The organism is Neobacillus jeddahensis, from assembly GCF_000612625.1.
GTDB classification, from domain to species: Bacteria; Bacillota; Bacilli; order Bacillales; family Cytobacillaceae; genus Neobacillus; species Neobacillus jeddahensis.
In genome coordinates, this window is record NZ_CCAS010000005.1 from 14,902 (window position 1) to 39,591 (window position 24,690).

Annotated in this window: 29 protein-coding genes; 24 read left to right on the forward strand and 5 right to left on the reverse strand. The window is 38.7% G+C overall.

Features of this window, described 5'->3' with window-relative positions; translation table 11 throughout:
- Nucleotides 1-12: 12 nt before the first annotated feature.
- From ruvX to TY15_RS03470, 10 genes are all read left to right on the forward strand, one after another.
- Nucleotides 13-429: a Holliday junction resolvase RuvX gene (ruvX, locus tag TY15_RS03425; RefSeq protein WP_040207874.1), complete on the forward strand. Its 417-nt coding sequence runs from the start codon at nt 13-15 to the stop codon at nt 427-429.
- A gap of 12 nt (nt 430-441) precedes the next feature.
- Complete coding sequence (locus tag TY15_RS03430) at nt 442-750, forward strand: DUF1292 domain-containing protein (protein ID WP_040207875.1); 309 nt, start codon at nt 442-444, stop codon at nt 748-750.
- A 181-nt stretch (nt 751-931) separates the two neighbouring features.
- Nucleotides 932-2,068, forward strand: coding sequence for an endolytic transglycosylase MltG (gene mltG / locus TY15_RS03435; protein ID WP_040207876.1), 1,137 nt, complete (start codon nt 932-934; stop codon nt 2,066-2,068).
- A 306-nt stretch (nt 2,069-2,374) separates the two neighbouring features.
- Complete coding sequence (locus TY15_RS03440; RefSeq protein ID WP_040207877.1) at nt 2,375-3,025, forward strand: O-methyltransferase; 651 nt, start codon at nt 2,375-2,377, stop codon at nt 3,023-3,025.
- Entirely contained in the window at nt 3,022-3,951 is a 930-nt protein-coding gene (locus TY15_RS03445) for a peptidase U32 family protein (RefSeq protein ID WP_040207878.1), read from the forward strand. Before TY15_RS03440 ends, TY15_RS03445 begins: the two co-directional genes overlap by 4 nt.
- 53 nt (nt 3,952-4,004) lie before the next feature.
- Nucleotides 4,005-5,276, forward strand: a complete 1,272-nt coding sequence (locus tag TY15_RS03450) for a peptidase U32 family protein (protein WP_040207880.1) — start codon at nt 4,005-4,007, stop codon at nt 5,274-5,276.
- Nucleotides 5,277-5,280: 4 nt separating this feature from the next.
- Entirely contained in the window at nt 5,281-5,913 is a 633-nt protein-coding gene (udk, locus tag TY15_RS03455) for a uridine kinase (RefSeq protein WP_040207881.1), read from the forward strand.
- A 153-nt stretch (nt 5,914-6,066) separates the two neighbouring features.
- Complete coding sequence (greA, locus tag TY15_RS03460) at nt 6,067-6,543, forward strand: transcription elongation factor GreA (RefSeq protein WP_040207882.1); 477 nt, start codon at nt 6,067-6,069, stop codon at nt 6,541-6,543.
- Nucleotides 6,544-6,601: 58 nt separating this feature from the next.
- Nucleotides 6,602-8,362 carry a peptidoglycan D,D-transpeptidase FtsI family protein gene (locus tag TY15_RS03465; RefSeq protein WP_040207883.1) on the forward strand — a complete coding sequence of 587 codons (1,761 nt, stop codon included), beginning with the start codon at nt 6,602-6,604 and terminating at the stop codon, nt 8,360-8,362.
- A 77-nt stretch (nt 8,363-8,439) separates the two neighbouring features.
- Nucleotides 8,440-9,099: a YrrS family protein gene (locus tag TY15_RS03470; RefSeq protein ID WP_040207884.1), complete on the forward strand. Its 660-nt coding sequence runs from the start codon at nt 8,440-8,442 to the stop codon at nt 9,097-9,099.
- 35 nt (nt 9,100-9,134) lie between these two features.
- Here TY15_RS03470 and TY15_RS03475 read toward each other — a convergent pair whose 3' ends face one another.
- On the reverse strand, nt 9,135-9,338 hold the full coding sequence (locus TY15_RS03475) for a DUF2536 family protein (protein WP_040207885.1): 204 nt from the start codon (nt 9,336-9,338) through the stop codon (nt 9,135-9,137).
- Nucleotides 9,339-9,478: 140 nt separating this feature from the next.
- Between TY15_RS03475 and mtnN the strand changes: the two genes are divergently transcribed.
- The 4 genes from mtnN (at nt 9,479) to TY15_RS23435 (ending at nt 12,856) form a co-directional block, all read left to right on the forward strand.
- The gene (gene mtnN / locus TY15_RS03480) at nt 9,479-10,174 is read left to right on the forward strand and encodes a 5'-methylthioadenosine/S-adenosylhomocysteine nucleosidase (RefSeq protein ID WP_040207889.1); all 696 of its coding nucleotides are present in this window, start codon (nt 9,479-9,481) and stop codon (nt 10,172-10,174) included.
- 17 nt (nt 10,175-10,191) lie between these two features.
- Nucleotides 10,192-11,115, forward strand: coding sequence for a PLP-dependent cysteine synthase family protein (locus TY15_RS03485; RefSeq protein WP_040207891.1), 924 nt, complete (start codon nt 10,192-10,194; stop codon nt 11,113-11,115).
- Between the two features lies 1 nt (nt 11,116).
- Nucleotides 11,117-12,250, forward strand: coding sequence for a bifunctional cystathionine gamma-lyase/homocysteine desulfhydrase (locus TY15_RS03490; protein WP_040207892.1), 1,134 nt, complete (start codon nt 11,117-11,119; stop codon nt 12,248-12,250).
- 465 nt (nt 12,251-12,715) lie between these two features.
- The gene (locus tag TY15_RS23435) at nt 12,716-12,856 is read left to right on the forward strand and encodes a YrzI family small protein (protein WP_074432767.1); all 141 of its coding nucleotides are present in this window, start codon (nt 12,716-12,718) and stop codon (nt 12,854-12,856) included.
- Nucleotides 12,857-13,388: 532 nt separating this feature from the next.
- Here TY15_RS23435 and TY15_RS03495 read toward each other — a convergent pair.
- Nucleotides 13,389-15,188, reverse strand: a complete 1,800-nt coding sequence (locus TY15_RS03495) for a M3 family oligoendopeptidase (protein WP_040207893.1) — start codon at nt 15,186-15,188, stop codon at nt 13,389-13,391.
- Between the two features lie 266 nt (nt 15,189-15,454).
- On the opposite strand from TY15_RS03495, the gene TY15_RS03500 reads away from it, so the two are divergent.
- Nucleotides 15,455-16,417: a F510_1955 family glycosylhydrolase gene (locus TY15_RS03500; protein WP_040207894.1), complete on the forward strand. Its 963-nt coding sequence runs from the start codon at nt 15,455-15,457 to the stop codon at nt 16,415-16,417.
- Nucleotides 16,418-16,537: 120 nt separating this feature from the next.
- On the opposite strand, the gene sigK is transcribed toward TY15_RS03500, so the two are convergent.
- Both sigK and pssA read right to left on the reverse strand, forming a co-directional pair.
- Nucleotides 16,538-17,254, reverse strand: coding sequence for an RNA polymerase sporulation sigma factor SigK (gene sigK / locus TY15_RS03505; RefSeq protein ID WP_040207896.1), 717 nt, complete (start codon nt 17,252-17,254; stop codon nt 16,538-16,540).
- A gap of 178 nt (nt 17,255-17,432) precedes the next feature.
- Nucleotides 17,433-17,972: a CDP-diacylglycerol--serine O-phosphatidyltransferase gene (gene pssA / locus TY15_RS03510; RefSeq protein WP_040207899.1), complete on the reverse strand. Its 540-nt coding sequence runs from the start codon at nt 17,970-17,972 to the stop codon at nt 17,433-17,435.
- A gap of 127 nt (nt 17,973-18,099) precedes the next feature.
- Here pssA and TY15_RS03515 point away from each other — a divergent pair, with 127 nt between their 5' ends.
- Nucleotides 18,100-18,900: a phosphatidylserine decarboxylase gene (locus tag TY15_RS03515; protein ID WP_040207900.1), complete on the forward strand. Its 801-nt coding sequence runs from the start codon at nt 18,100-18,102 to the stop codon at nt 18,898-18,900.
- A gap of 64 nt (nt 18,901-18,964) precedes the next feature.
- Here TY15_RS03515 and sda read toward each other — a convergent pair whose 3' ends face one another.
- Nucleotides 18,965-19,105, reverse strand: a complete 141-nt coding sequence (gene sda, locus TY15_RS23440) for a sporulation histidine kinase inhibitor Sda (RefSeq protein WP_074432768.1) — start codon at nt 19,103-19,105, stop codon at nt 18,965-18,967.
- A 488-nt stretch (nt 19,106-19,593) separates the two neighbouring features.
- On the opposite strand from sda, the gene TY15_RS03520 reads away from it, so the two are divergent.
- Genes TY15_RS03520 through TY15_RS03555 form a run of 8 tightly spaced genes read left to right on the forward strand, consistent with a single transcriptional unit; the run spans nt 19,594 to nt 24,643 of the window.
- Nucleotides 19,594-20,109 carry a YqeG family HAD IIIA-type phosphatase gene (locus tag TY15_RS03520; protein WP_040207901.1) on the forward strand — a complete coding sequence of 172 codons (516 nt, stop codon included), beginning with the start codon at nt 19,594-19,596 and terminating at the stop codon, nt 20,107-20,109.
- 27 nt (nt 20,110-20,136) lie between these two features.
- Nucleotides 20,137-21,219 carry a ribosome biogenesis GTPase YqeH gene (yqeH, locus tag TY15_RS03525; protein ID WP_392391357.1) on the forward strand — a complete coding sequence of 361 codons (1,083 nt, stop codon included), beginning with the start codon at nt 20,137-20,139 and terminating at the stop codon, nt 21,217-21,219.
- Between the two features lie 41 nt (nt 21,220-21,260).
- On the forward strand, nt 21,261-22,100 hold the full coding sequence (gene aroE, locus TY15_RS03530; protein ID WP_040207903.1) for a shikimate dehydrogenase: 840 nt from the start codon (nt 21,261-21,263) through the stop codon (nt 22,098-22,100).
- On the forward strand, nt 22,094-22,384 hold the full coding sequence (gene yhbY / locus TY15_RS03535; protein ID WP_040207905.1) for a ribosome assembly RNA-binding protein YhbY: 291 nt from the start codon (nt 22,094-22,096) through the stop codon (nt 22,382-22,384). Before aroE ends, yhbY begins: the two co-directional genes overlap by 7 nt.
- A 27-nt stretch (nt 22,385-22,411) precedes the next feature.
- Nucleotides 22,412-22,981 (forward strand): nicotinate-nucleotide adenylyltransferase, encoded by a 570-nt coding sequence (locus TY15_RS03540; protein WP_040207907.1) that lies wholly within the window; start codon nt 22,412-22,414, stop codon nt 22,979-22,981.
- Nucleotides 22,971-23,537, forward strand: coding sequence for a bis(5'-nucleosyl)-tetraphosphatase (symmetrical) YqeK (gene yqeK / locus TY15_RS03545; RefSeq protein WP_040207909.1), 567 nt, complete (start codon nt 22,971-22,973; stop codon nt 23,535-23,537). Before TY15_RS03540 ends, yqeK begins: the two co-directional genes overlap by 11 nt.
- A gap of 3 nt (nt 23,538-23,540) precedes the next feature.
- Nucleotides 23,541-23,897: a ribosome silencing factor gene (rsfS, locus tag TY15_RS03550; RefSeq protein WP_040207910.1), complete on the forward strand. Its 357-nt coding sequence runs from the start codon at nt 23,541-23,543 to the stop codon at nt 23,895-23,897.
- Entirely contained in the window at nt 23,894-24,643 is a 750-nt protein-coding gene (locus tag TY15_RS03555) for a class I SAM-dependent DNA methyltransferase (protein WP_040207911.1), read from the forward strand. Before rsfS ends, TY15_RS03555 begins: the two co-directional genes overlap by 4 nt.
- The last annotated feature ends 47 nt before the right edge of the window (nt 24,644-24,690 follow it).

A 24,690-nucleotide genomic window follows, 5' to 3' on the forward strand; every position in this document is an offset into this window, starting at 1 on the left:
GAGGGTTAAGGCATGCGTGTATTAGGTTTAGATGTGGGATCAAAAACTGTCGGAGTTGCCCTCAGTGATGAACTTGGGTGGACGGCACAGGGTCTGAAAACTCTCAAAATCAACGAAGAAAAGCAGGAGTTTGGTTTTGAGGAAATTGGTCAATTAATAAAGGAGTATCAAGTTGATACGGTCGTAATCGGATTCCCTAAAAATATGAACGGTACGGTTGGCCCACGTGGTGAAGCAAGTCAGCAATATGCTGCTGAAGTCGAGAGTCAATTTTCTGTGCCAACGGTTTTGTGGGATGAGCGCCTGACAACTATGGCAGCTGAACGTGTTTTGCTTGAGGCGGATGTAAGTCGGAAAAAGCGAAAAAAGGTCATCGATAAAATGGCAGCTGTGATGATCCTGCAAGGTTATCTTAATAGTAAAAATTAATGAGGTGAAGAAATGACACACGAACACGAACATGATCACGAAGAACGCTATATTACACTCGTAGATGAGAATGGCGATGAACAATTATTTGAAATACTTTTCACATTTGATTCTGATGAGTTTGAAAAGTCCTATGTTTTCTTTTATCCAGTAGGGGCAAATGAAGATGAGGAAGAAGAAATTGATATTCTCACATATGCCTACATTCCAACAGAAGATGGCGGTTTCGGTGAGTTGATGGAGATCGAAACAGACGAAGAGTGGGACATGGTTGAAGAAGTATTTAATACTTTTAACGAAGAACAAGATGAAGTAGAATAATGAGGAGAACCGGTCAAAACAGGCCGGTTCTTTTTTATGGAGATAAAGGTATAAATTTGACAAATTGCGTGATAAATTGACATTTTTCTATCAATATGCTGAAATTATTACGATATCATTTTTATTATAAAAGATTTATATGATATGATTTTCCAATGGTTAAGGGGGAACGGGGAAAAAGATGACAACAAACGAAAAGGGATCCAAAAAAGAAGTCATTCGCCAAAAAATGCTCGAACAACACCATGAAGCAAAGATTGTCCGCAAGATTGTTTTGAGTATTTCATTAATAGTGCTATTATTTATCCTATTAATTGGTGGCGGAGGGTATCTCTACATACAATCGGCACTCAAACCTGTTGATTCTGATAGTAAGACACAAAAAACGATTGAGATCCCTTTAGGCTCATCGGTTACTGGGATTGCTGAAAAACTAGAAGCAAATGGAATAATAAAAAATAGCAAAGTCTTTAAATATTATGTAAAGCTGAAGAATGAAGGTGGATTTATGGCTGGTGATTACCAACTAAGCCCATCTATGGATGTCGAAGAAATTGTGAGCCGCCTAAAAACGGGTAAGGTACTGGCTAAAGCAAGTTTTAAAATCACAATTCCAGAAGGAAAGCAGCTGCAGGAAATTGCCTCCATTATGGCGAAGGCAACAAACCTAAAGGAAGAAGAAGTGTTTACTAAATTAAATGATAAAGAATTTATTAAATCACTGATGGTCAAATATCCGGATATTTTAACAGATGAAATTTTGCATTCAACTGTTAAGTATCCGTTGGAAGGTTATTTATTTCCAGCAACCTATCCATTTTATAAGCCAAATCCTTCTGTGGAAGAAATGGTCTTTGCGATGTTGGATAAAACACGTAGCGTATTATCTGATTACACCCAAGAAAGTGATGAAAAGAAGCTGTCCATTCATCAGTTGTTAACGATGTCCTCTTTGGTCGAGGAGGAAGCGACGGCAAAAGCCGATCGGAAAACAATTTCTAGTGTTTTCTACAACCGGATGGAAAAAGGAATGCCGCTCCAAACGGATCCAACTGTTTTATATGCTCAAGGAAAACACAAAGAAAAAGTATTATATGAGGATTTAGAGGTGAATTCACCGTATAATACCTATAAAAACACAGGTCTGCCACCAGGACCGATCGCTAATTCTGGGAAGGTATCGATTGAGGCGGCGCTGAATCCAGAGGAAACCGATTATTTATATTTCCTGGCAACCGCTGAAGGAGACGTTATTTTCACAAAAACGCTAGAAGAGCATAATAAGAATAAGGTGGAACATATTTCTAGTAAAAAATAATTATTTCAAGGGGGAAAAATTAGCATTCCCCCTTTTTTTATGGTAAAATAGTTCAGGTGTTTTATATGTATTCTATAGCGTAACTCACAGTAAGGTTATTTGAGGCGTTAACTGCCCAAAAGCGCACGCTAGTTGGAATGTTTCAACTTGCAAAGTCGGTACCTGTGAACGCTATTTTTTCATGTCTAAAGAGAGTTGTGAAGAGAAATAATAAAAGTATTTGACTTTGAGAAATGCCAATTCTCAGCCCCAAAGCCAAGCGGTGGGCGTCTTGTGCATTTCAAATGAAATAGAGGTGAGGGCAGCTTGTTAAATGAAAAGCTGCATTCTTATATTGAGAATCTAATTCCCGATCGAAATGCGTTGCTAGCTGAAATGGAAGGCTATGCTAGTGAGCATAATGTTCCCATTATGGAGCTGGCTGGAATTGAAGCAATGCTGCAATTGCTTCGCATTCAAGGCTCAACAAGGATATTAGAGATAGGGACTGCTATCGGATACTCTGCATTACGAATCGCTACTGCTCTTCCAGAAGCTCACATTGTCACGATTGAGCGGGATATGGAACGAATACAAGTAGCAAAAGAATTTATTAATCGATCGGGTAATAGTACGCAAATCACTTTACTCGAAGGTGATGCTCTTGAGATTGAGAAGATTGTTGGTGGACATGCCCCATTCGATGCCATTTTTATTGATGCGGCAAAAGGACAATATAAGAAGTTCTTTGAGATGTACGCAAACTATCTAGGTTCTGATGGAATGATTATTACAGACAACGTCCTTTTTAAAGGTTTGGTCGCTGAAGAAGAAATTGATACAAAAAGGATCCGCAACCTTGTTAAGAAAATTGATGATTTTAACCACTGGTTAATGAATCACCCAAATTATAATTCCGTGATTCTTCCTGTTGGAGACGGGGTTGCCATCAGTAAAAGAAGAGGTGAGAGAATATGAAAAAACCAGAATTACTTGTGACTCCATTAAATGTCGATGGAATTTTACCATTAGCAGAAGCCGGGGCAGATGCGTTTGTTGTGGGTGAACAGCGGTATGGGTTACGGCTTGCAGGTGAATTTAATCGTGAGGATGTCAAAAAGGCGATTGAATTTGCACATAGTAAGGGAAAAAAAGTATATGTTGCGATGAATGCCATTTTTCACAATGAAAAAATTGCAGAACTAGGTGACTATATCCAATTTGTTCAAGAGGCAAAGGCAGATGCGATCATTTTTGGAGATCCTGCTGTATTAATGACGGCAAAAGAGGTAGCGCCGGAAATGAAGCTTCATTGGAATACGGAGACTACTGGAACAAATTGGTACACCTGTAACTATTGGGGCAAAAAAGGAGCCAAAAGAGCGGTTCTTGCCCGTGAAATAAATATGGATGCGATTATTGAAATGAAGGAAAATGCTGAAGTGGAAATTGAAGTACAGGTTCACGGGATGAGCTGTATGTTCCAATCGAAAAGATCCTTGCTTGGGAATTACTATGAGTATCAAGGCAAAGTTATGGAAATTGAAAATCGCAAGATGGAAAAAAATATGTTCTTGCATGATAAAGAGCGTGAAAATAAATATCCGATTTTTGAAGATGAAAATGGCACACATATTATGAGCCCAAATGATATTTGTATTATTGATGAACTGCAAGAGATGTTAGAAGCAGGTGTAGATTCTTTTAAAATCGATGGTATTTTAAAAAGACCAGAATATATCCTTGCGGTAACGAAAGCATATCGTGAAGCAATTGATTTATTTGTTGACGATCCAGACACTTATGAGGATAAGAAGGACGAATTATTAGCAACAATCGAAGAAATTCAACCGGAGAATCGATCATTAGATACTGGTTTCTTTTTCAAAGAAACCGTTTATTAAAAGGAAGTCGCTTTGCATAAATATTTTAATTTGTTATAGGGAGGGGTTCATTCGTGAATACAGTTAAAGACAAAATTTCTGAATTAATCGATGGAAAACGTGTCATTGTGAAGAAGCCGGAACTCCTTGCTCCAGCAGGCAATCTAGAAAAACTAAAAATTGCTGTTCAATATGGCGCAGATGCCGTGTTTATTGGCGGTCAAGAATATGGTTTACGTTCGAACGCGGATAACTTTACATTTGAAGAAATGAAGGAAGGCGTTGAGTTTGCTAAACAATTTGGAGCAAAAATATACGTTACAACGAATATCTTTGCTCATAACGAGAACATTCTTGGCTTAGAGGAATACATCCTTGGCTTGAAAGAGACGGGAATCGCAGGAATAATCGTTGCAGACCCGCTAATTATTGAGACTTGCCGCCGCTTAGCACCGGAGATTGAAATCCATATTAGTACCCAGCAATCACTTTCAAACTGGAAGGCTGCTCAGTTTTGGAAAGAAGCAGGGGCAGAACGTGTTGTCTTAGCACGTGAAGTGGGTGCAGAAGAAATAAGAGAGATGAAAGAAAAGGTCGATGTAGAGATAGAGACGTTTATTCATGGTGCAATGTGTATTGCCTACTCTGGCCGCTGTACATTGAGCAACCATATGACGGCTAGGGATTCCAATCGGGGTGGCTGTTGTCAATCCTGTCGTTGGGATTATGATCTTTACAAGCTGGAGGATTCCAATCAGGAAGTCGCACTCTTTGAAGATGGCGATGCACCATTTGCGATGAGTCCAAAGGATCTTAATTTAATCCAGGCCATTCCAAATATGATTGAGTTGGGTATAGATAGCTTAAAAATTGAAGGCAGAATGAAATCTATCCATTATATTGCAACAGTTGTCAGTGTGTATCGCAAAGTTATCGATGCCTACTGTGCAGACCCGGACAATTTTATCATTAAAAAAGAATGGTTGAAAGAGCTTGATAAATGCGCGAATCGTGAGACAGCACCAGCGTTTTTTGAAGGCGTACCAGGGTATAAAGAGCAAATGTTTGGTAATCATAGCAAGAAGACAAAGTTTGAATTTGTAGGTCTTGTACTGGATTATAACGAAGAAACACAAATGGTGACATTACAACAGCGAAACCATTTTAAACCAGGGCAAGAAGTGGAATTCTTCGGTCCAGAAATTCAAAACTTTACTCATGTAGTAGAAAAAATTTGGGATGAAAAAGGTAATGAATTGGATGCAGCAAGACACCCACTTCAAATTGTGCAATTTAAATTGGACAAACCGGTATACCCTAACAACATGATGCGAAAGGAGAACTAGTGCGATGCGCAAACCCGTTGTTATTGGCGTAACCGGCGGCTCCGGCTCCGGAAAAACCAGTGTAACAAAAGCTATTTATGAAAGTTTGAAAGAGCATTCCATCTTAGTACTTGAACAGGATTATTATTATAAGGATCAAACGAATGTACCGTTTGAAGAGCGATTAAAAACGAACTATGATCATCCTCTTGCTTTTGATAATGATCTACTGATTGAGCATATTGAGAAGCTTTTACGCTATGAACAAATCGAAAAACCAGTTTATGATTATTCCATTCATACTCGTTCCGATAAAGTGATCCCAATTGCACCAAAAGATGTAATTATTTTAGAGGGAATTCTTGTACTTGAGGACGAGCGTTTACGCAATTTAATGGATATTAAACTGTATGTCGATACCGATGCAGATTTAAGAATTATTCGCCGCTTAACGCGTGACATAAGAGAACGTGGACGTACATTTGATTCAGTCATTGATCAATATTTAAACGTCGTTCGTCCAATGCATAATCAGTTTATTGAACCAACCAAGCGTTATGCGGATGTAATCATCCCTGAGGGCGGACAAAATCATGTTGCTATTGATATAATGGTCACAAAAATTCAAACAATTCTTGAACAAAAGTCAATTTTATGACACAATAGCAAGGAAAAGCCTGAATAAATATGAATAGTGTGCGCCCTTTTTAAACAAGGGCGCTCCTATGTATTTATAGTATGGTATTATATCTACATACAGTACATACACAATTCTAATGGGGGATTGTGAAGACTAGAAGGAGTGAGGGTTTTGGCTACAGAGAAAGTATTTCCAATGACGCAAGCAGGTAAAGAAAAACTTGTACAAGAACTTGAATACTTAAAATCAGTAAAACGTAAAGAAGTGGTTGAAAGAATCAAAATCGCAAGAAGCTTCGGTGATTTATCAGAAAACTCTGAGTATGATTCAGCGAAAGAAGAACAAGCATTTGTTGAGGGTCGAATTACGACTTTAGAAAATATGATTCGGAATGCAAAAATTATTGCTGAAAGTGAAATAGCTGGTGATTCTGTCGCACTAGGTAGATCCGTCACTTTTGTGGAATTACCTAATGGTGAAGAAGAAACGTATTCGATTGTTGGAAGCGCTGAGGCAGATCCATTTGAAGGGAAAATCTCAAATGATTCACCGATTGCCAAAAGCCTCTTAGGTAAAAAAGTAGGCGATCAAGTTACCGTTCAAACCCCGGGCGGCGAGATGAGTGTACGGATCGTTTCGATTAAATAATTGAATAAATGGTTTGAAATGCAAACACCTCGTCAAAACTTTTGACGAGGTGTTTTTTATGTGGAAGAAGCGGGCGCAAGGATGGCTTTACCTATGTATGATCGGTTTGTTACTCCTGTTAGGACGGTTAATGCAAATTCAATTGATTGATACAGAGACATTTTCTAAGCATAATGTTAATTTGCTTGAGGAAAGTGTTAAACAAAGAACCCAGGAGTTGGTAATTGATAATGGCAGAGGGAATTTTCTTGACCGAAATGGGGTAATGCTCACTCATAAAAAGGCTGCAGTTCTCGTCCTGTTTCCATTTTTAAAAAAGATGGATTGGGATGCAGACAAGGTTGCGTCTATCTCTCGCATTTCGGAAAATATTTTAAAAATGGCTGTTGAAGGCGCGAAAAAACCATTTGCCTATGGAGATCCACAACCTGTTGAACTGACAACGTCCCAAATGGAAAGAATTAATGGATTAAACATTCCCGGCGTTTTTGCCATAGAAAAGAAATTTGAACGTTCTGAGATACCAGCGGAGCAATTAATTGGGATGACGGGAGAAAATGTACAAGAATTAAAGCAGCGCTATCCCAACAAGGAGTTATCAGACAAGACCTTATTAGGCGTATCGGGGCTTGAGGAAAGTTTTGATGAGTTCCTGCTACCCGAAGGTAATTCAAAGCTCGTTTACCACGTAGATGGCACTGGAGCACCACTTTTCGGGATAAATGTGAAGTATGTTGATCCTGCAAATCCCTTCTACCCTGTGAACGTACGGACAACGCTTGATAAAAGTATCCAGCAAAAAGCGGAGGATTTAGTGGATCAGTATCAGATAAAAAAGGGAGGCCTCGTTCTCCTTGATATTCAAGATAATACAGTTCTAGCCATGGTATCGAGACCCGTGATTAATAAAAAAGATCCATACAGTGGTGCAGGGATTGCAAACAATATGTTGAAGCAACAAATTATGGGCTCTGTGTTTAAAACGGTTATCGCGGCTGCTGCAATCGATCAAAATCTTGTAGGTCCAACACGCCTTTTTGACTGTAGTAAAAAAATAAATGGTGATCCTGAATTAAAATATGACTATGGTATGCTTGATTTTTCCACAAGCTTTGCCAGAAGCTGTAACCGTGCCTTTGGTGAACTTGCGAAAGAAGTACAAAAGGCGAACCCGAATCTAATGGAAGAGTATGCCGCTAAATTGTCACTACTAGGTACAGTGGGCTGGCATGGGGATGTGTATCACACTAGTGACTTCAAACAACTTGCAGACGAGGACAATGGAAGAGTGTTTGTATCTGATGAGGCTAGGAAGGATGCCAATTTTGTTGCCATGTCTGGGATTGGTCAAGATGAGGTACGTGCCACACCTTTAGCGGTTGCCAATATGATGGCTACCATTGCCAGGGGGGGCAAAAAAGAAATGGTCAGAGCTGTCACGAAAATTGAATATAAAAATGGGACTACGATGGTAGATTTTCCGAAGAAAAGCATGAAGGGAGAATCAATCTCACCTTACACAGCCATGAAACTGCAAAAATTGCTTCGAGAAGTTGTGCTAAATCCCAATGGGACGGGAAGAGTGTTTAAAGACTTGCCTTACGAAGTGGCAGGTAAATCGGGGACGGCTGAAACAGGGAAGTTCGTGAAGGGAAAACAACTCCATAATAAATGGTTCGCAGGCTATTTTCCTTATCAAAATCCCAAGTATGCTTTGGTGACGGTTAATTTGGATGTACTCGACTCAGAGGGTGGCGTTAATTCGTTATTTGCCGATATGGTCAAGCTGTTGTATGAGAAAGTTGATGGCAAGGAGTAATGTATTAGGTTTTCCCTTCAAGTTCTCATTGATTCATGTTAGAATATTGAGAGCCTTATTTTTACGGAGGGATTCAAATGAGTAATGATTTAAACTCTAATTCGCGCTCTGGATACCGTGCGAAAAGGAAAAAAACCAATCTCGTCTTAAATAGTTTAATTGTCGTTGTCTTGCTATTAATCATTTTTGTTGGATACAATATTTTTGTATCAGGTAATGATAATGCTTCAGACAAGAAGGAAATTACCAAAACCGAACAAACAGATACTTCACATAAAGAGAAAAAGGCCAAGGAAGATCAAGAGGTCACTAAGGATGACAAAACATCTGAGCAGGCGACAGAAGATGACCAAGAAGGTGATGAAGCTACCACTCCTGAAAAGGCAGATGAATCACAGGAAGTGGTTTCTGAGGGCGGCAGCACCGGAAATGTGATTAAAACAATTGAAAATCCTAGTTGGAAACCAGTTGGTACTACGCAAACAGGGGAGCATACACCCGTTTTTGATGGAGTCGATTGGCAGGAAATGTTGAATGCTATCACATATGCTACAGGTTTAGACCAGAGTAATATGAAGGTTTATTGGCTCGGCAGTGATAAGACTACCACCAATGCTGCTGTTGGTACTGTATACTCAACGGATCAACAACAAAAGTATAAGGTTTTTATCCAATGGGTAGATGGTGAAGGCTGGATGCCAACAAAGGTTGAAGAATTAGCTGAATTAGAAAGATAACTAAAATAGGATGGGGCCAAACACGAGGCACCGTCCTATTTTTTTTTGAAGTGAACAACTGCAGTGAAAAACGGTTGTCCATTTTCGGTCACATGCATTTGGTGGGATACCGAGTGAACGCCAAGCATGATGACCCTATTCTCATCAATTTGTCCCTCTATCTTTTTTTGTAAAGATTGAAGGTTAGTTGCCTCAAAAAATTCAACTTTGTCTTCCATCAAATTCAATTGAAAGTTCATTATCATCATCCTTTCACTACGTTTATTGTAGTTAATTGTTACTCTTGTCGCAATGTATTTGAAGAAATGGGTATAGTATGATAACATGATTTCAGATAAAATCATAGTATAATTGTAGGAATTAAGAAAGAGGTCAATGTATGAAAATCGCTATCATCGGAGCAATGGAAGAAGAAGTTACCTTATTAAGAGACAATATTCAAAACAGGACACAAGAAACTGTCGCGGGATGCGAATTTACGTTTGGAACAATGCATGGAGTAGATGTCATCCTGCTTCGTTCAGGAATTGGCAAGGTAAATGCCGCAATGTCCACGACCATCCTGCTTGAAAAATATAAACCAGACTATATTATTAACACAGGCTCAGCAGGGGGCTTCAATCCTGCCCTGAACGTAGGTGATGCAGTTATTTCTACGGAAGTTCGCCATCATGATGTCGATGTCACGGCATTTGGCTATGAATATGGGCAAGTGCCACAGTTGCCTGCTGCCTTCGTAGCAGATGATAAATTAATCGCATTAGCGGAAGCAGCTGCTAATGAAATGGAAACTTTCCAAATTGAAAAGGGCTTAATTGTAACGGGAGATTCCTTTATGGAGGACCCAGAACGTGTTGCTTTTGTGAGGTCAAAATTTACTGATCTACAAGCAGTGGAAATGGAAGCAGCCGCGATTGCACAGGTCGCCCATCGTTTTGAGGTTCCCTTTGTCATTATCCGTTCATTATCGGATATTGCTGGGAAGGAATCTGAACTTTCATTTGATCAGTTTATAGATAAAGCCGCCACCAATTCGGCCACACTTGTTATGAAAATGGTAGCAGGCTTAAGATAGTTGTCAGGAGTGAAATGATGAACGTCTATAAAAACGTACATGAATTAATCGGCCACACCCCCATCGTTGAGATCACACAGTTTCCTTTGCCAGAAGATGTGCGTATTTTTGCAAAGCTGGAATTCATGAACCCAGGTGGTAGTGTGAAGGATCGGCTTGGGGTTGAGCTGTTACGTGAGGCACTAACAAGCGGGAAATTGCAGCCTGGTGGAACTGTTATTGAACCAACTGCAGGGAATACAGGAATTGGCTTGGCGCTTGCTGCAATTAATGCAGGTGTACAGGTTATCTTATGTGTGCCGGAGAAATTTAGTATTGAAAAGCAGGAACTAATGAAGGCGCTTGGTGGCAAAGTGGTCCATACACCAACAGAGCAAGGGATGAAAGGTGCAATCGCTAAGGCAGAGGAATTGTTGAAGGAAATTCCAGGAGCCTATTGTCCGCAGCAATTTGGCAACCCAGCAAATCCTGAAACCTATTATAAAACGCTAGGGCCAGAAATTTGGGAGCAAATGGACGGTCAAGTGAGTGTCTTTATTGCCGGGGCCGGCACAGGTGGAACGTTCATGGGGACTGCTCGCTTTTTAAAGGATCAGAACAGTGCGGTAAAGACCGTTATTGTCGAGCCGGAAGGATCGATTTTAAATGGTGGAGAATCCGGTCCACATAAAACAGAGGGCATTGGTATGGAGTTTTTGCCAGGTTATATGGAGCCAGCTTATTTCGATGCTATATACACAGTGACAGATGATCATGCCTTTGGTCTTGTTAAAGCACTTGCCGCAAAAGAAGGTCTGCTCGTAGGAAGTTCATCAGGGGCAGCCTTTCATGCCGCATTGGAAGAAGCGAAAACAGCAAAGCCAGGTACAAAAATCGTTGTCATTTTTCCAGACGGTAGTGAGCGATACTTAAGTAAGAAGATTTTTGAAGGAGGTATTTAAATTGAAAAGAAAAACAAAATTAATTCACGGTGGTATAAGTGAAGATCCAGCAACTGGAGCGGTATCATTCCCGATATATCAAGTAAGTACGTATAAACAAGAGGGGGTCGGTGGACACAAGGGATATGAGTATTCCCGAACAGGAAATCCGACTAGAAATGCCCTTGAAGTGCTTATTAAAGATATTGAGGGCGGAAGTGCTGGTTTTGCATTTGGCTCAGGTATGGCGGCAATTACTGCTGTTATGATGCTATTTAATAGTGGAGATCATGTGATCCTTACTGACGATGTTTACGGTGGGACATTCCGTGTCATGACAAAAGTATTGAACCGTGTCGGAATTGATTCTACATTTGTGGATACAAGCAATATCGAAAATATTAAGGATGCAATCAGACCCACAACGAAGGCAATTTATATAGAAACACCAACCAATCCTTTATTAAAGATAACTGACATCGAGGCAGCGGCAAAAATTGCAAAAGAAAATCATCTATTAACGATAGTGGATAATACATTCTCCACTCCATATTGGCAAAATCCACTTGAACTAGGTGCTGATATTGTCCTCCATAGTGCAACTAAATATATTGGCGGTCATAGTGACGTTGTGGCAGGTTTAGTGGTAGTGAACAATGATAAGCTAGCAGAAGAGCTACATTTTGTACAAAACTCGACTGGAGGGGTATTGGGGCCGCAGGATTCTTGGCTGCTGATCAGGGGTATCAAAACACTAGGAATTCGCATGGAAGAAACGGAAGCTAATACAAAGGCCATTGTGGAGTTCTTACAAGGACATTCCAAAGTTGAAAAAGTATTTTATCCTGGCTTAGAATCACATCCAAATCATGCAATTGCTAAAAAACAAGCACGAGGGTTTGGAGGTATGGTTTCTTTTGATGTAGGAAGCGCAGAAAAGGCGGATCAGATCCTAAGTAAAATCAACTATTTTACCTTGGCAGAAAGCTTAGGCGCGGTTGAAAGTTTAATCTCTGTTCCGGCAAGAATGACGCATGCCTCTATTCCAACTGAACGAAGGGCAGAATTAGGAATCACTGACGGTTTAGTCCGCATTTCAGTGGGTCTTGAAGACGTAGAAGACCTAATCGAAGACTTAGCTCAAGCATTAGAATAGAATGACACTAAAAAATAAGCGATCCGTTTTATTTGGAATCGCTTATTTTTGCATTATCAGGCTTTTTTATAAAATTTTAAGAAAAAAGGTTTACAAAGTATCTGTTCGTGGATATAATTACCATAGTAAGTGAAAAATTCCAAAGGAGGTCGAAGAACATGATGGTATTTAGAATTGGCGCAGTTGCAACAGTTGCTTCAGGTTCAGCAATGAAAACTTTATATTTGAATATCTCGCATTCGACCAGACTGGAATGGATCGCTTAACTTAAGTGACAATACATATCCATGCCGTAGGGAGAATGATGCCTTGCGGTATTTTTGTGCACAAAAAAGAAAGCCGCAAGGGATTAACTTCTTGCGGCCTTTTTGTGCCCTTTTTACTCGCCATTTGGATATGTTTGGCATAAAGTAAGAATGTTGTTGGCATTCGAATCAATAAATTATCTAAAGGAGGTGGATATCTATGACCCTAAATATTTTATTTCTAACGATCACCATTCATAAACGAAAACCAAGTCTTGAAGAAGTAGCACATCAGGAAATGATAGAAAAACTATATGAAAAAAATAAAGATCGCCAAGCCTCGATGTATCGAATGATGTAAGGAAATTAAAAATTTATGAAAAGAAAGGTGGTTTTAACAATGATGTTTTTATTGTTACAAGGACGCGGGGCTAGCTTATGGGATATGAAGGATACCACCTAGCCGCAATAAAAAAATTAGGAGGTAACAACATGCCATTGCATAGTTTACTCTGGTCACTAATTTTTCGATCGAAGAAAAAAGAATAAAACAATATCATAGTTTATCCCTTTTGCTACAGAAATCCTAGCTGAGTTAACAAAATGTTCATATTTCCTTCAGATTACAACCGTGAAAATATGGTAAATTCAAATTAGAAAATACCAGGATCAATCTAAGGGGTGGAGAATATGTTCATGGTTGTGATGGCTCTTGTTATTACTGGAGCGATTGGCTGCGTAATTTCAGCAGAGATTAGTGTCGAATAGGAATCAGGACAAAGAATCGTGCGTAATAAAGCCGGTTAACACTAAAAAGTCGTTTTTGTCATTGCTTATAAACTTAGAAAGAGCATCGACCAAAAATGGTCGATGCTCATTTATTTAGTATAGAGTTATTTCTCTTCAGTAAGTTCCAGGAATTCATCAATATCGTCAAGACAGAGGCGAACTGCTTTTTCCCAAAAGTCTTTTTTTGTTAAATCTACCTGTAAGTGCTTTTTGGCTAAGTCTTCTACCTTCATTGATCCTGTATCGCGTAATAGCGCAATATACTTTTCTTCATAAGTCTTACCTTCTTCAAGTGCCTGAGCATAGATTCCTAGTGAAAAAAGATATCCAAACGTATATGGGAAGTTATAAAATGGTACCCCAGTAATAAAGAAGTGCAGCTTCGCGGCCCAGAATAATGGATGATATTCCTCTAAGGCATTGCAGTAAGCGTCCTTTTGCGCATCAAGCATCATTTCATTTAACTTTTCTACTGTAACAGTCTCATGTTTTCTTTCCTCATACAAACGTGTTTCAAATAAGAATCGAGCATGAATGTTCATTAATAGTGCAATCGTTCGTTGAATCTTATCATCAAGAAGAACGAGTTTTTCTTCTTCTGTCTGAGCATTTTTTACGGCTGCATCGGCAACAATCATTTCAGCAAAGGTTGAGGCAGTTTCTGCCACGTTCATGGCATAATTACAATTTAGAAACGGCACATCTCTCATGGCGAAGGAATGAAAGCCATGGCCAAGTTCATGGGCGAGAGTGGAAACATTTGACGGTGTTCCTGAGTAGGTCATGAAAATGCGAGATTGTTCATTCTCAGGTAAATAAGTACAAAAACCTCCAGGTGCTTTTCCTGGACGATCCTCGGCCTCAATCCACTGGTCTTCAAATGCATTCTTCGCAAAAGCTGCCATTTTCTCTCCCAATTGCCTAAAATTCTGTTCAATAAATTTGGCCCCGTCTTGATAGGAAACCTTTGATTCGCTTTCTCCGTAAGGAGCCTCTAAATCATACCAGCTTAGTTTTTCTAGGCCTAAAAGTTTAGCTTTTCTCTCCAAATAGTGGACAAGTTTCTGCTTATTTTCCGATATAACGGACCACATCGTCTCCAAGGTAGCTTTTTCCATTCGGTTTATAGCGAGTGGTTCTTTTAATGCATCATCCCAGCCTCTTTTTTTATACACATTCAAACGGAAACCAGAGAGATGATTTAACGTTTTCGCAAGAAAATCTGCTTGATTTCCCCAAGCCTTTTCCCAATTCTTAAAAACTGCTGCCCGAACTTCACGGTCGGGGTTTGAGAATTTGTTATATGCCTGCCCAACGGATAGTTGTTTCATTTCTCCGTTTTCAATAAATGGTACTTTGATTTTACTTACGATTAAATCATACAGCTGTCCCCAACTATGATATCCATCCACTTCAAGACTGCTGATAAGGGCTTCCTCTTCTTTAGATAGCTTTTCCCGTGCTTTTTCACGACTTTCCGTTAAGACGAAGGCAAGCTCACTTACTGCCTCTTTGGTTACAAGTTGATTCCATACAACTTCATCAAAGGTTGTCAATTGATGGTCTAATGATCCAAGTGCAGTTTGGAAGGCGGCGCTTAAACTAGTCATTTTTGCATCGAGTGCATAGGCCTGTTTATCTTCTGTATTCTGTGCCAATAAACAGCCGACAAATGCCCTAGCCTGGCTCAGTTTTTTTGCCGACTTCTCAAGATCTGTTAGCAATTCCTGCAAGTAATCTGCGTCCTCTAATGAGTTGTTGGGTGTCCAGTTGTTTACTTTTGATTCGAAATGTTTGATTAGTTCTTCTGTTTGGATTAGGTGTTCCTGAAATTCCGAAGAATGACTTCCTCCTTTAAAAAAAACATCAAGATCCCAAACTTCGGTATATGTATTAACTGTCATGGTTTGTCACCCCTTTGTTTATCTACCTATTAATTATATGTTTACTTTTTCAAAAATTCTATATTTTTACCCTATGAAAGAAAAATGGTAAAACTAATGAAAATCAGAATGATCACAATTTCACCTAGTAAACTACGTGTTTGTAGTATAATTTTAATTAGAACGATTATTTGACAACTGTATGGGGACTGGGGTATAAGTGGATGGATAAGGATTCATAAATGAATACCTCATAGTTTAATATGGAGTGTAACAGGGGGTAAAAAATGAAGATTCAAATAAAACTGGTTCTTGCCATAATGGTGGGGCTATTATTGATCATTACTGGTTGTACAAATAAGGAATCAGAACAAAACCAAACCATGCCAGAGAAGCAGGAAATATCAAAGGCAAAATTTGAAATAGTCGAGGCAAATTCAATTAAACTGAAGAATATACGGGGAATTGGCTATCCCGGTAATGACAATGCCCTCTATTTAGCTTCCAATGATGGATTGAAAATGTACAAGGATACAAAGTGGTATGAAACAACCACAAATCGTCATGACTATATTGGGTTTCAAGCGATGGAAACAGGTTTTATTGCTAGTGGTCACCCACAAAAGGGGATTGACTTGAAGGATCCTTTTGGTTTAGTGCTGAGTAGTGATAAAGGAGAAACACTACAAAAATTAGCCTTCAATGGTCAATATAATTTTCATTTTACGGCCGCTAGTTTTTCAGGAAAAGCTCTTTATGTAATTAGTGAACAAGGAGAAGATGAATTACCATTAGGGGTAAATTATTCACTTGATAACGGAGAAACTTGGAAAAAAAGTGAGTTCAAGGAGTTCGATTCAGATTCTCTTGGAATGATTGCTGTTCACTCGACTAAAGGGGAAACGATCGCGATGTCGACAAGGTCAGGAATTTATTATTCAAGTGATAATGGGAATACGATGAAACGGATTACTGATCCTTTTATGGTAACGGCTCTGACGTTTAGTGGAGATAGTCTATTATTTTCAAGTGTTGAAAACGATAAAATCTTATTAAAGACACTTAATCCTTCAACTGGAGAACAACTCAATATCAACATTCCTTTTCTTGATTATGATAATCCGATTACCTACTTGACGGTGAATCCAAAAAATAATAATCAAATCGCCTTTACAACTTATAAAAATGATGTGTATGAATCCATGGATAGCGGAAAGAATTGGAACGGCCTTCTGAAAGATGGTAAATAAAGTGTCTAATGACTGAATAGAGCAAAGAGCAGGAGAAAACTCTCCCGCTCTTTTTTTGATTTTGGATCGTTTACCAAGAGTAATCTGCATGAATCCTTCGCTTTATTATCGCTAAGGCCCTTAGTTCTTTTTCTTTTTTTCCTTTTCTGCTCGATAAAATTCGTGGAACATTTTCATTAATGCACGCTTTTCAATTCTTGAAACATAACTCCTGGAGATCCCAAGCTCTTTAGCGATTTCCCGCTGTGTTTTTTCCTTTTGTAAATCGAGTCCAAATCGGCCAATGATGACTTCTTTTTCCCGATCATCAAGGACTTCGATGTATTTCTTGATCTTCTCAAGTTCCATATTCAGTTGAATGGTGTCAATGACATCTTCAGATTCTGATTTCAAGACATCGATGAGGGAAATCTCATTACCCTCTTTATCTTGACCGATCGGATCATGTAAGGAAACATCTTTTTTTGTTTTTTTAAGAGCTCTTAGATGCATTAGGATTTCATTTTCAATACAACGAGCCGCATAGGTGGCAAGCTTGGTTCCTTTGCCTTCTGAGTAGCTCTCAATTGCTTTGATTAATCCGATTGTCCCAATTGAGATTAAATCTTCAGAATCCTCTCCAGTATTTTCAAATTTTTTGACGATATGTGCGACAAGACGTAAATTGTGTTCAATTAACATATTCCGTGCATTCGGGTCCCCTTCTGCCATTAAGCGTAAATACTTTCGTTCTTCCGCTGCAGATAGGGGTTGCGGAAAGGCGTTATTTTTTACATATGAAACAAGAAATAAAAATTCTTTCATTAAATATCCGAGAGCTGTTAAGATTCCAGACATCCACATCCACCCCCGTGCTTTTTAGGCTTCTTGCCCATTTACTAATTCCTATGATAAAAACGCTGAATTGTGTCTGTCCTGATAATTTTATTTGCGGAAAAATAAAAAATGACCGCTCTAGCGTACGGCTAAAGCAAGTCAGATTCGATTCATCATATCTAGTTTTGTCAGATGGTGATTATACTTTTCTCAGTTTAAATGAACTAACCATTAGGAATGATAAAATGATGATAATAAATAAGAACGTTTGGGATGGAAGGTAGGGAATGGCTAAGAAACTTAAGGTTACTAGGCAACCAGCTGCAGTAATCGGTAACCCAGTAAAATACCCATTGCTCTCCGTAATATTGAAGCGTGCTAGCCTAAATGCACCGCATCCGATATAGAAAACAGTAAAAAACGAACCTGGTCCGCCAAATTCATATAAAATTCCTTGATATAGTAATAGTGCAGGTGCGACTCCGAATGATATAATATCACTCATGGAATCTAATTGCTTGCCTAACTCGGATTCAATATTAAATTTTCTGGCAATCATTCCATCAAAACGATCGGCTAAGGCAGCTATAAAAATTAGCAGTAGGCTTAACCTTAAATTCCCATGTAATTCGAGAACAATCGCAAAACCGCCCAAAGATAAATTTATTAAAGTGATGACATTCGCTGTTTGGGATTTTAATTTTTTTACTGTATTATCCAATACGTCTAATAAAAACATTCTCCACACAACTCCTTTTGTAAGCCTAGGGGAATATCAATTTCTTTATTTTACTCTATATTATTTAATTCTAAGCGTTTTATGTCAGTTCGTAAAGAGTATTTTTACACTATTTGGGGGCCTATTCATGATAAAAGTAGTTTATCGTCTTTTAATTGAGTTAACAAACGGGAGATGGACTTCCAGCCTTTTAAAGGGCTTTGCACGTGCACGGATTAGCCGTTTCGTCGTACCTTCCTTCGCCAAAGTTTATCATTTAAATCAGGAAGAAATGGAGAAGGACGTATCGGATTATTCGACCCTTCATGATTTATTTATTCGGACTTTGAAAAAAGGGGCTAGACAAATTGATAATAGTGATGATAGCGTTGTAAGTCCAGTGGATGCGGTTATCGAGGATGTTGGAACCATTAGAAAAACAAGTGATATTGTTGTGAAAGGAAAAATCTATTCAATTGAAGAAATGCTAGGTGATCGTGAACGATTAACAAAATATATAAACGGTACCTATATGATTTTATATTTAAGTCCTAGTCACTATCATCGAATTCATAGTCCTGTGAATGGAATAGTGACAAAGCAATGGACGCGTGGATCAAAATCATATCCAGTAAATAAATGGGGATTAAAGTACGGTCGTCATACACTTGCCAAGAATTACAGGGTGATTACGGAAGTGAAAACGACTAATGGCCATATTTCTATTGTGAAGGTGGGGGCAATGTTTGTTAATTCAATCGAAACCACTCATAAGGGGACAGAACTTAAGAAAGGGGAAGAAATGGCCTATTTTAGTTTTGGATCTACAGTTGTTTTACTTTTCGAAAAGGATGTATATAAAATAGATTCTTCAATCGAAACACCAAAAGAAATTAAGGTTGGAGAAAAATTAGGGCTACTGAGCATGAAAGAAAGTGTGGCGCGGTAAGGCGCCGTATTCTTTTGGCCAACTTTAAGACAAAAAGAAAAGCCCTCTACGGGCAGAAAAAATGTTATGATGATTTTCTTATCTTGTTGAATAAAGAACGTCGGTGAATTTCGGACTCAATGAGACCAATGAATTCAGGACATAGGTTTAGTTCTCTTGCTTTAAAATATGACTCAATTAACAATTCGTCTGACAGTTTCCGCATAGCAGAAGCCACCTCCAATTAGAAATAAATGGTTCTATTTTATAATAAGAATACATAAAATGGTATGTTCAATTGGTGTACCCTAAATCTACCAAATTTATTCTTGTAGAACAATCGTTCTATTTATCCACAGGATCTAGTGGATAACTTGTGATTAATTTGTTTATAATGGAGCGAAATGTAAAGGATTCAATGGGTATAATGTTAATAAGGTTATCCACAGGACATGCAAAAGTAGATATTTGTCGAAAAATATTTTTATTTTTCTTAAAGATAGATATTTATTGAAAAGATTCGTATGGGAATATCATGGAATGACATGATTTGTAGAAGAATAAGTACATCATGTGAAGTGTCATCTTTGGTATGTTTCTCTTTTCTTTTGAAACGAAGGGTAAAATTGGTTATGATGGTACAGGAAAAGATAAGTACTTGCTAATTGTCTATAAGTAACCTTTCTATTTAGAATTTAATGAGGTGTAAGCTTAGTGTTAAAACAATTTTTACCGAATGAACATGTGAAAAGCATTCTGGATATATCTCCTGAAGAGTTAAAGTCACGAGGGGTAAAAGGGATCATTACGGACCTAGATAATACGTTAGTGGAATGGGATCGTCCCGCAGCCACTCCTCAATTGATAAAATGGTTTGAGGAAATCAAAAAACATAATATCCTTGTGACGATTGTTTCAAACAATAATGAAGAGCGGGTAAAGGCTTTTTCAGAACCGCTCCATATCCCGTTTATCTTTAAAGCAAGAAAGCCTATGGCGCCGGCATTTCATCGGGCGATTGCACAAATGGGGATTACCAAAGATGAGACAGTAGTAATTGGTGATCAATTATTAACAGATGTGCTCGGTGGAAACCGAAGTGGATTTCATACCATCCTTGTGGTCCCTGTTGCTCAAACGGACGGTTTTTGGACAAAATTTAACCGTTTTGCGGAACGAAGAATCTTAAATTGGTTCCGGAAAAAGGGTATGCTTCAATGGGAGGATTAATCAGTGAGTGAACAACAATATATATGTATGGGCTGCGGTGTAAAGGTCCAAAGTGAAAACCCAGCTGAAATGGGTTATGCGCCCGCTTCAGCCTTAGAGAAGGAAATGATTATTTGTCAGAGGTGTTTTCGCTTAAAACATTACAATGAGGTTCAAGATGTAAGTTTAACGGATGATGACTTTTTAAAGATATTAAATGAGATGGGCAGAACAGACTCACTTATAGTGATGATTGTTGATATTTTTGATTTTAACGGCAGCTGGCTTCCTGGATTACACCGATTTGTTGGTTCAAATAAGGTCTTACTCGTTGGAAATAAGGTCGATTTATTACCGAAGTCTGTGAAGCATAACAAATTGATTAATTGGATGAAGCTTGAGGCGAAGGAACTAGGGCTTAGACCTGAAGAGGTGTTTCTTGTCAGTGCTGCAAGAGGCTTGAATATTAGAGAAACAGCAGCTGCTATTGATGAATTGAGGAATGGCAAGGACGTCTATGTGGTAGGTTGTACAAACGTTGGAAAATCTACTTTTATTAATAGAATTATTAAGGAAGTAACAGGGGAAGAGGACGTCATTACGACCTCCCATTTTCCAGGGACTACCTTAGACATTATCAAAATTCCACTTGATGATGAGAAATCACTCATTGATTCACCGGGAATTATCAACCACCATCAAATGGCACATTTTATTAATAAGAAGGATTTAAAAATTATTACCCCTAAAAAAGAAATAAAGCCAAAGGTTTTTCAATTGAATGAAGGACAAACATTGTTCTTTGGAGGCCTGGCTCGTTTCGATTATATTAGTGGCGGCAGAAGATCGTTTGTTTGTTATGTTTCCAATGAATTGAATATTCACAGGACAAAAATGGAAAATGCCGAAGATCTTTATGAAAAGCATGTAGGAGAAATGCTGACCCCTCCTGGTCCTGATGATTTAAAAACATTCCCAGAGCTTGTCAAACAGGAATTTATCATAAAAGAAGCGAAAACAGATATTGTTTTTTCAGGTCTAGGTTGGATCACCGTTAATGAACCTGGGGCGAAAGTGGCCGCATACGTACCAAAGGGAGTACAAACCTTAATGCGTAAATCGTTAATATAATTTAAGATGAAGAGAAAAGGATATTGGGTGGGGAGTAAATAGTGAAAAAGTTATTTGGAGTTTTGGGGAACCCAATCGGACACTCGATGTCACCTGTCATGCACAATGATTTGTTTTCCTTTTATAACATTGATGCACACTATCTCCCTTTTCAAGTAAAGGAAGAGGATTTACAGGCTGCTGTTAAAGGATTAAAGGCGATTGGTGTAGGTGGATTTAATATCACTGTCCCGCATAAAAGTGATATTATTCCGTTTCTTGATGAAGTTGATGAATTAGCTGCTAGCATTGGTGCTGTAAATACGGTGGTTAATGAAGGTGGCCGGTTAGTCGGCTATAATACAGATGGACCGGGATTTCTTAAAGGATTACAAGGCTATTTTCCGACACTTGTTGGGAAAAGGATTTTAGTCATTGGCGCTGGTGGGGCAGCTAGAGCGATTTATTATACCCTTGCAAAGGAAAAACCTTGTAAAGTGGATATTGCTAATCGCACCATAGCAACAGCTTCAAAACTAAGTGAGGATTGTCCATATTCTATTTCATCAAGGATATTGTCTTTAAAAGAAGCTGAAGAGAATGTAGGCGAATATGACTTAATTATTCAAACGACGATGATTGGGATGTCCCCTAAAATAGATGAGCAACCCTTACAGTTAAACAACGTAAATAAACAGGCGCTGGTTTGTGATATTATCTACAACCCATTAGAAACGAAATTTTTACAGGCTGCCATTATTAAGGGAGCAACCATTCAAAATGGGATCGAGATGTTTGTTTTTCAAGGGGCACTGGCCTTTGAAAAATGGACCGGGTTTTTTCCAGATGTACAAAGAATGAGAGACAATGTGCTAAAACAGCTAGGAGGAAAAACATGTTAACCGGTAAACAAAAAAGATTTTTACGTTCTAAAGCGCACCACTTAGACCCGATTTTTCAAGTTGGAAAAGGTGGAGTAAATGAAAACATGATCAAGCAGATAGCAGATGCCCTTGAAGCAAGAGAATTGTTCAAGGTAAGTATTTTGCAAAACTGTGAAGAGGATAAAACGGAAGTTGCCGAGGCGTTTGCAAAAGGAACAGGTGCTGAGGTGGTTCAGATTATTGGCAACACGCTTGTCCTTTATAAAGAGTCTGTCGAAAAGAAAACAATCCAGCTTCCTTAGATTAAACGAGCAAAGGATGGCAAACGCATGAAAAAAGTTGGAATATTGGGTGGAACCTTTGACCCACCGCATTATGGACATCTTTTGATCGCCAATGAGGTTCTTTCCGCACTACAACTTGATGAAATTTGGTTTATGCCCAACCATGAACCACCACATAAGAAAAAACAAGAATCGGTAATGGATGAGGATCGACTGCAGATGCTGAAATTGGCAATTGCAGGGAATCCGGATTTTGTCATTCAACCAATTGAGCTAGAGCGCATTGGTCCATCATACACAGCTGATACCATGAAAATACTCAACCACGATTACCCTGACCATCAATTTTTCTTTATTATTGGGGCGGATATGATTGAATATTTACCAAAATGGCATAAAATTGATGAACTTGTACAACATGTTCAATTTGTAGGGGTGGAAAGGCCATCATATAGCCGGCAAACAGACTTCCCGGTCCTTTACGTTGATGTCCCAGCTATCGATATTTCATCCAGTATGATTAGGGATAGGGTAAGGTTTGGAAAAACTGTTCGTTATCTATTGCCTGACCCTGTGATCGACTATATTGAGGAGAAGCACTTATATGGAACGTGAAAAGGCATTACAGCTCGTTAAAAAACAATTAACGGAACATCGTTACCAGCACACGTTAGGTGTTATGGAAACGGCCATCAGCTTAGCTGGGCGTTTTGGTGCAGATGTAAAGAAGGCAGAAATAGCTGCTATTTTTCATGATTATGCGAAATTTCGACCAAAGAATGAAATGAAAGAAATAATTATCAATCAGGGATTTCCGGAGGATTTACTTACGTTTAATTCGGAATTATGGCACGCCCCGGTAGGTGCTTACCTGGTGGAAAAAGAAGCTGGCATTACGGACCATGAAATACTGGATGCTATTCGCTATCATACATCGGGAAGACCGAATATGACCTTGTTGGAGAAAGTCATTTACCTTGCTGATTATATCGAACCGGGAAGACATTTCCCTGGGGTTGAGGAAGTAAGAGAAATGGCAAGAGAAAATTTAGATCTTGCATTAATAAAGGCTGTGCAAAATACAATATTTTTCTTAATGAAAAAGAACCAAACCGTCTATCCTGAGACATTTTTTACTTACAATGACCTTATTACTAAATTGGAGGACTGATGAATGGATAATCAAGAACTACTCAAAATAGCGGTTAAAGCCGCGGACGATAAACGTGCCGAAGATATCCTAGCATTAAATATGAAAGGAATCTCGTTAATTGCTGATTATTTTATTATTTGCCATGGTAATTCTGACAAACAAGTTCAGGCAATTGCACGTGAAATGAAAGAGAAAGCGCAGGAATTAGGCTACGATGTTAAACGGATTGAAGGGTTTGACGAAGCTAGATGGGTGCTTATTGATATGGGTGATGTGGTTGCACATGTATTCCATCGTGAGGAAAGAAGCTATTACAACTTGGAACGTTTATGGGGGGATGCCCCGCTTGAGGATATCCGGAGTGAACTGAATTCATGAGTTATGAGCAGTTTGCCTATTTGTATGATGAACTGATGAAAGATGCCCCTTATGATCAATGGGTCCAGTTTGTCAAAGATATGATGACTAAATATGACGTTGTTCCTGCTCCAAGACTCCTGGATTTAGCCTGTGGAACAGGGGAACTATCCGTCCGTTTAGCAAAAGCAGGCTTTGATGTAACCGGGATCGATTTATCTGAAGATATGTTGGCGGTCGCGCTAGCTAAGGCTGAAACAGAGGGCATTAAGATTCCTTTTTTTCAACAAAATATGGCGAATTTAGAAGGACAGGGGCAATTTGATGTCATTGGTATTTTTTGTGATTCATTAAACTACCTTCAAACTGAAGATGAAGTAATTGCAACTTTTACTACTGTCATTCAACATTTGCAGGATAAAGGTTTATTCATATTTGATGTTCATTCCATTTATAAAGTAAATGATGTTTTTGTAAATCAAACCTTTGCTTTAAATGAGGATAATGTATCCTATATTTGGAATAGTTTTCCTGGCGAAGAACCAAATAGTGTCGAGCACGAATTAAGTTTTTTTGTGTTAGATGAACGGTCAGGAAAATATGACCGGGTGGATGAACTTCATTATCAACGGACTTATCCTGTTCAGCAATATATCTCATGGTTGGAGTCAGCAGGCTTTAAGCTTGTCGAGATCATTGCTGATTTCATAGATGCAAAACCCAGAGAAAGTTCAGAACGTATTTTGTTTGTTGCAAAGAAAAAATAGATAAAAACCATCTTTTTTTAAAGATGGTTTTTTTTAAATAATCTTGA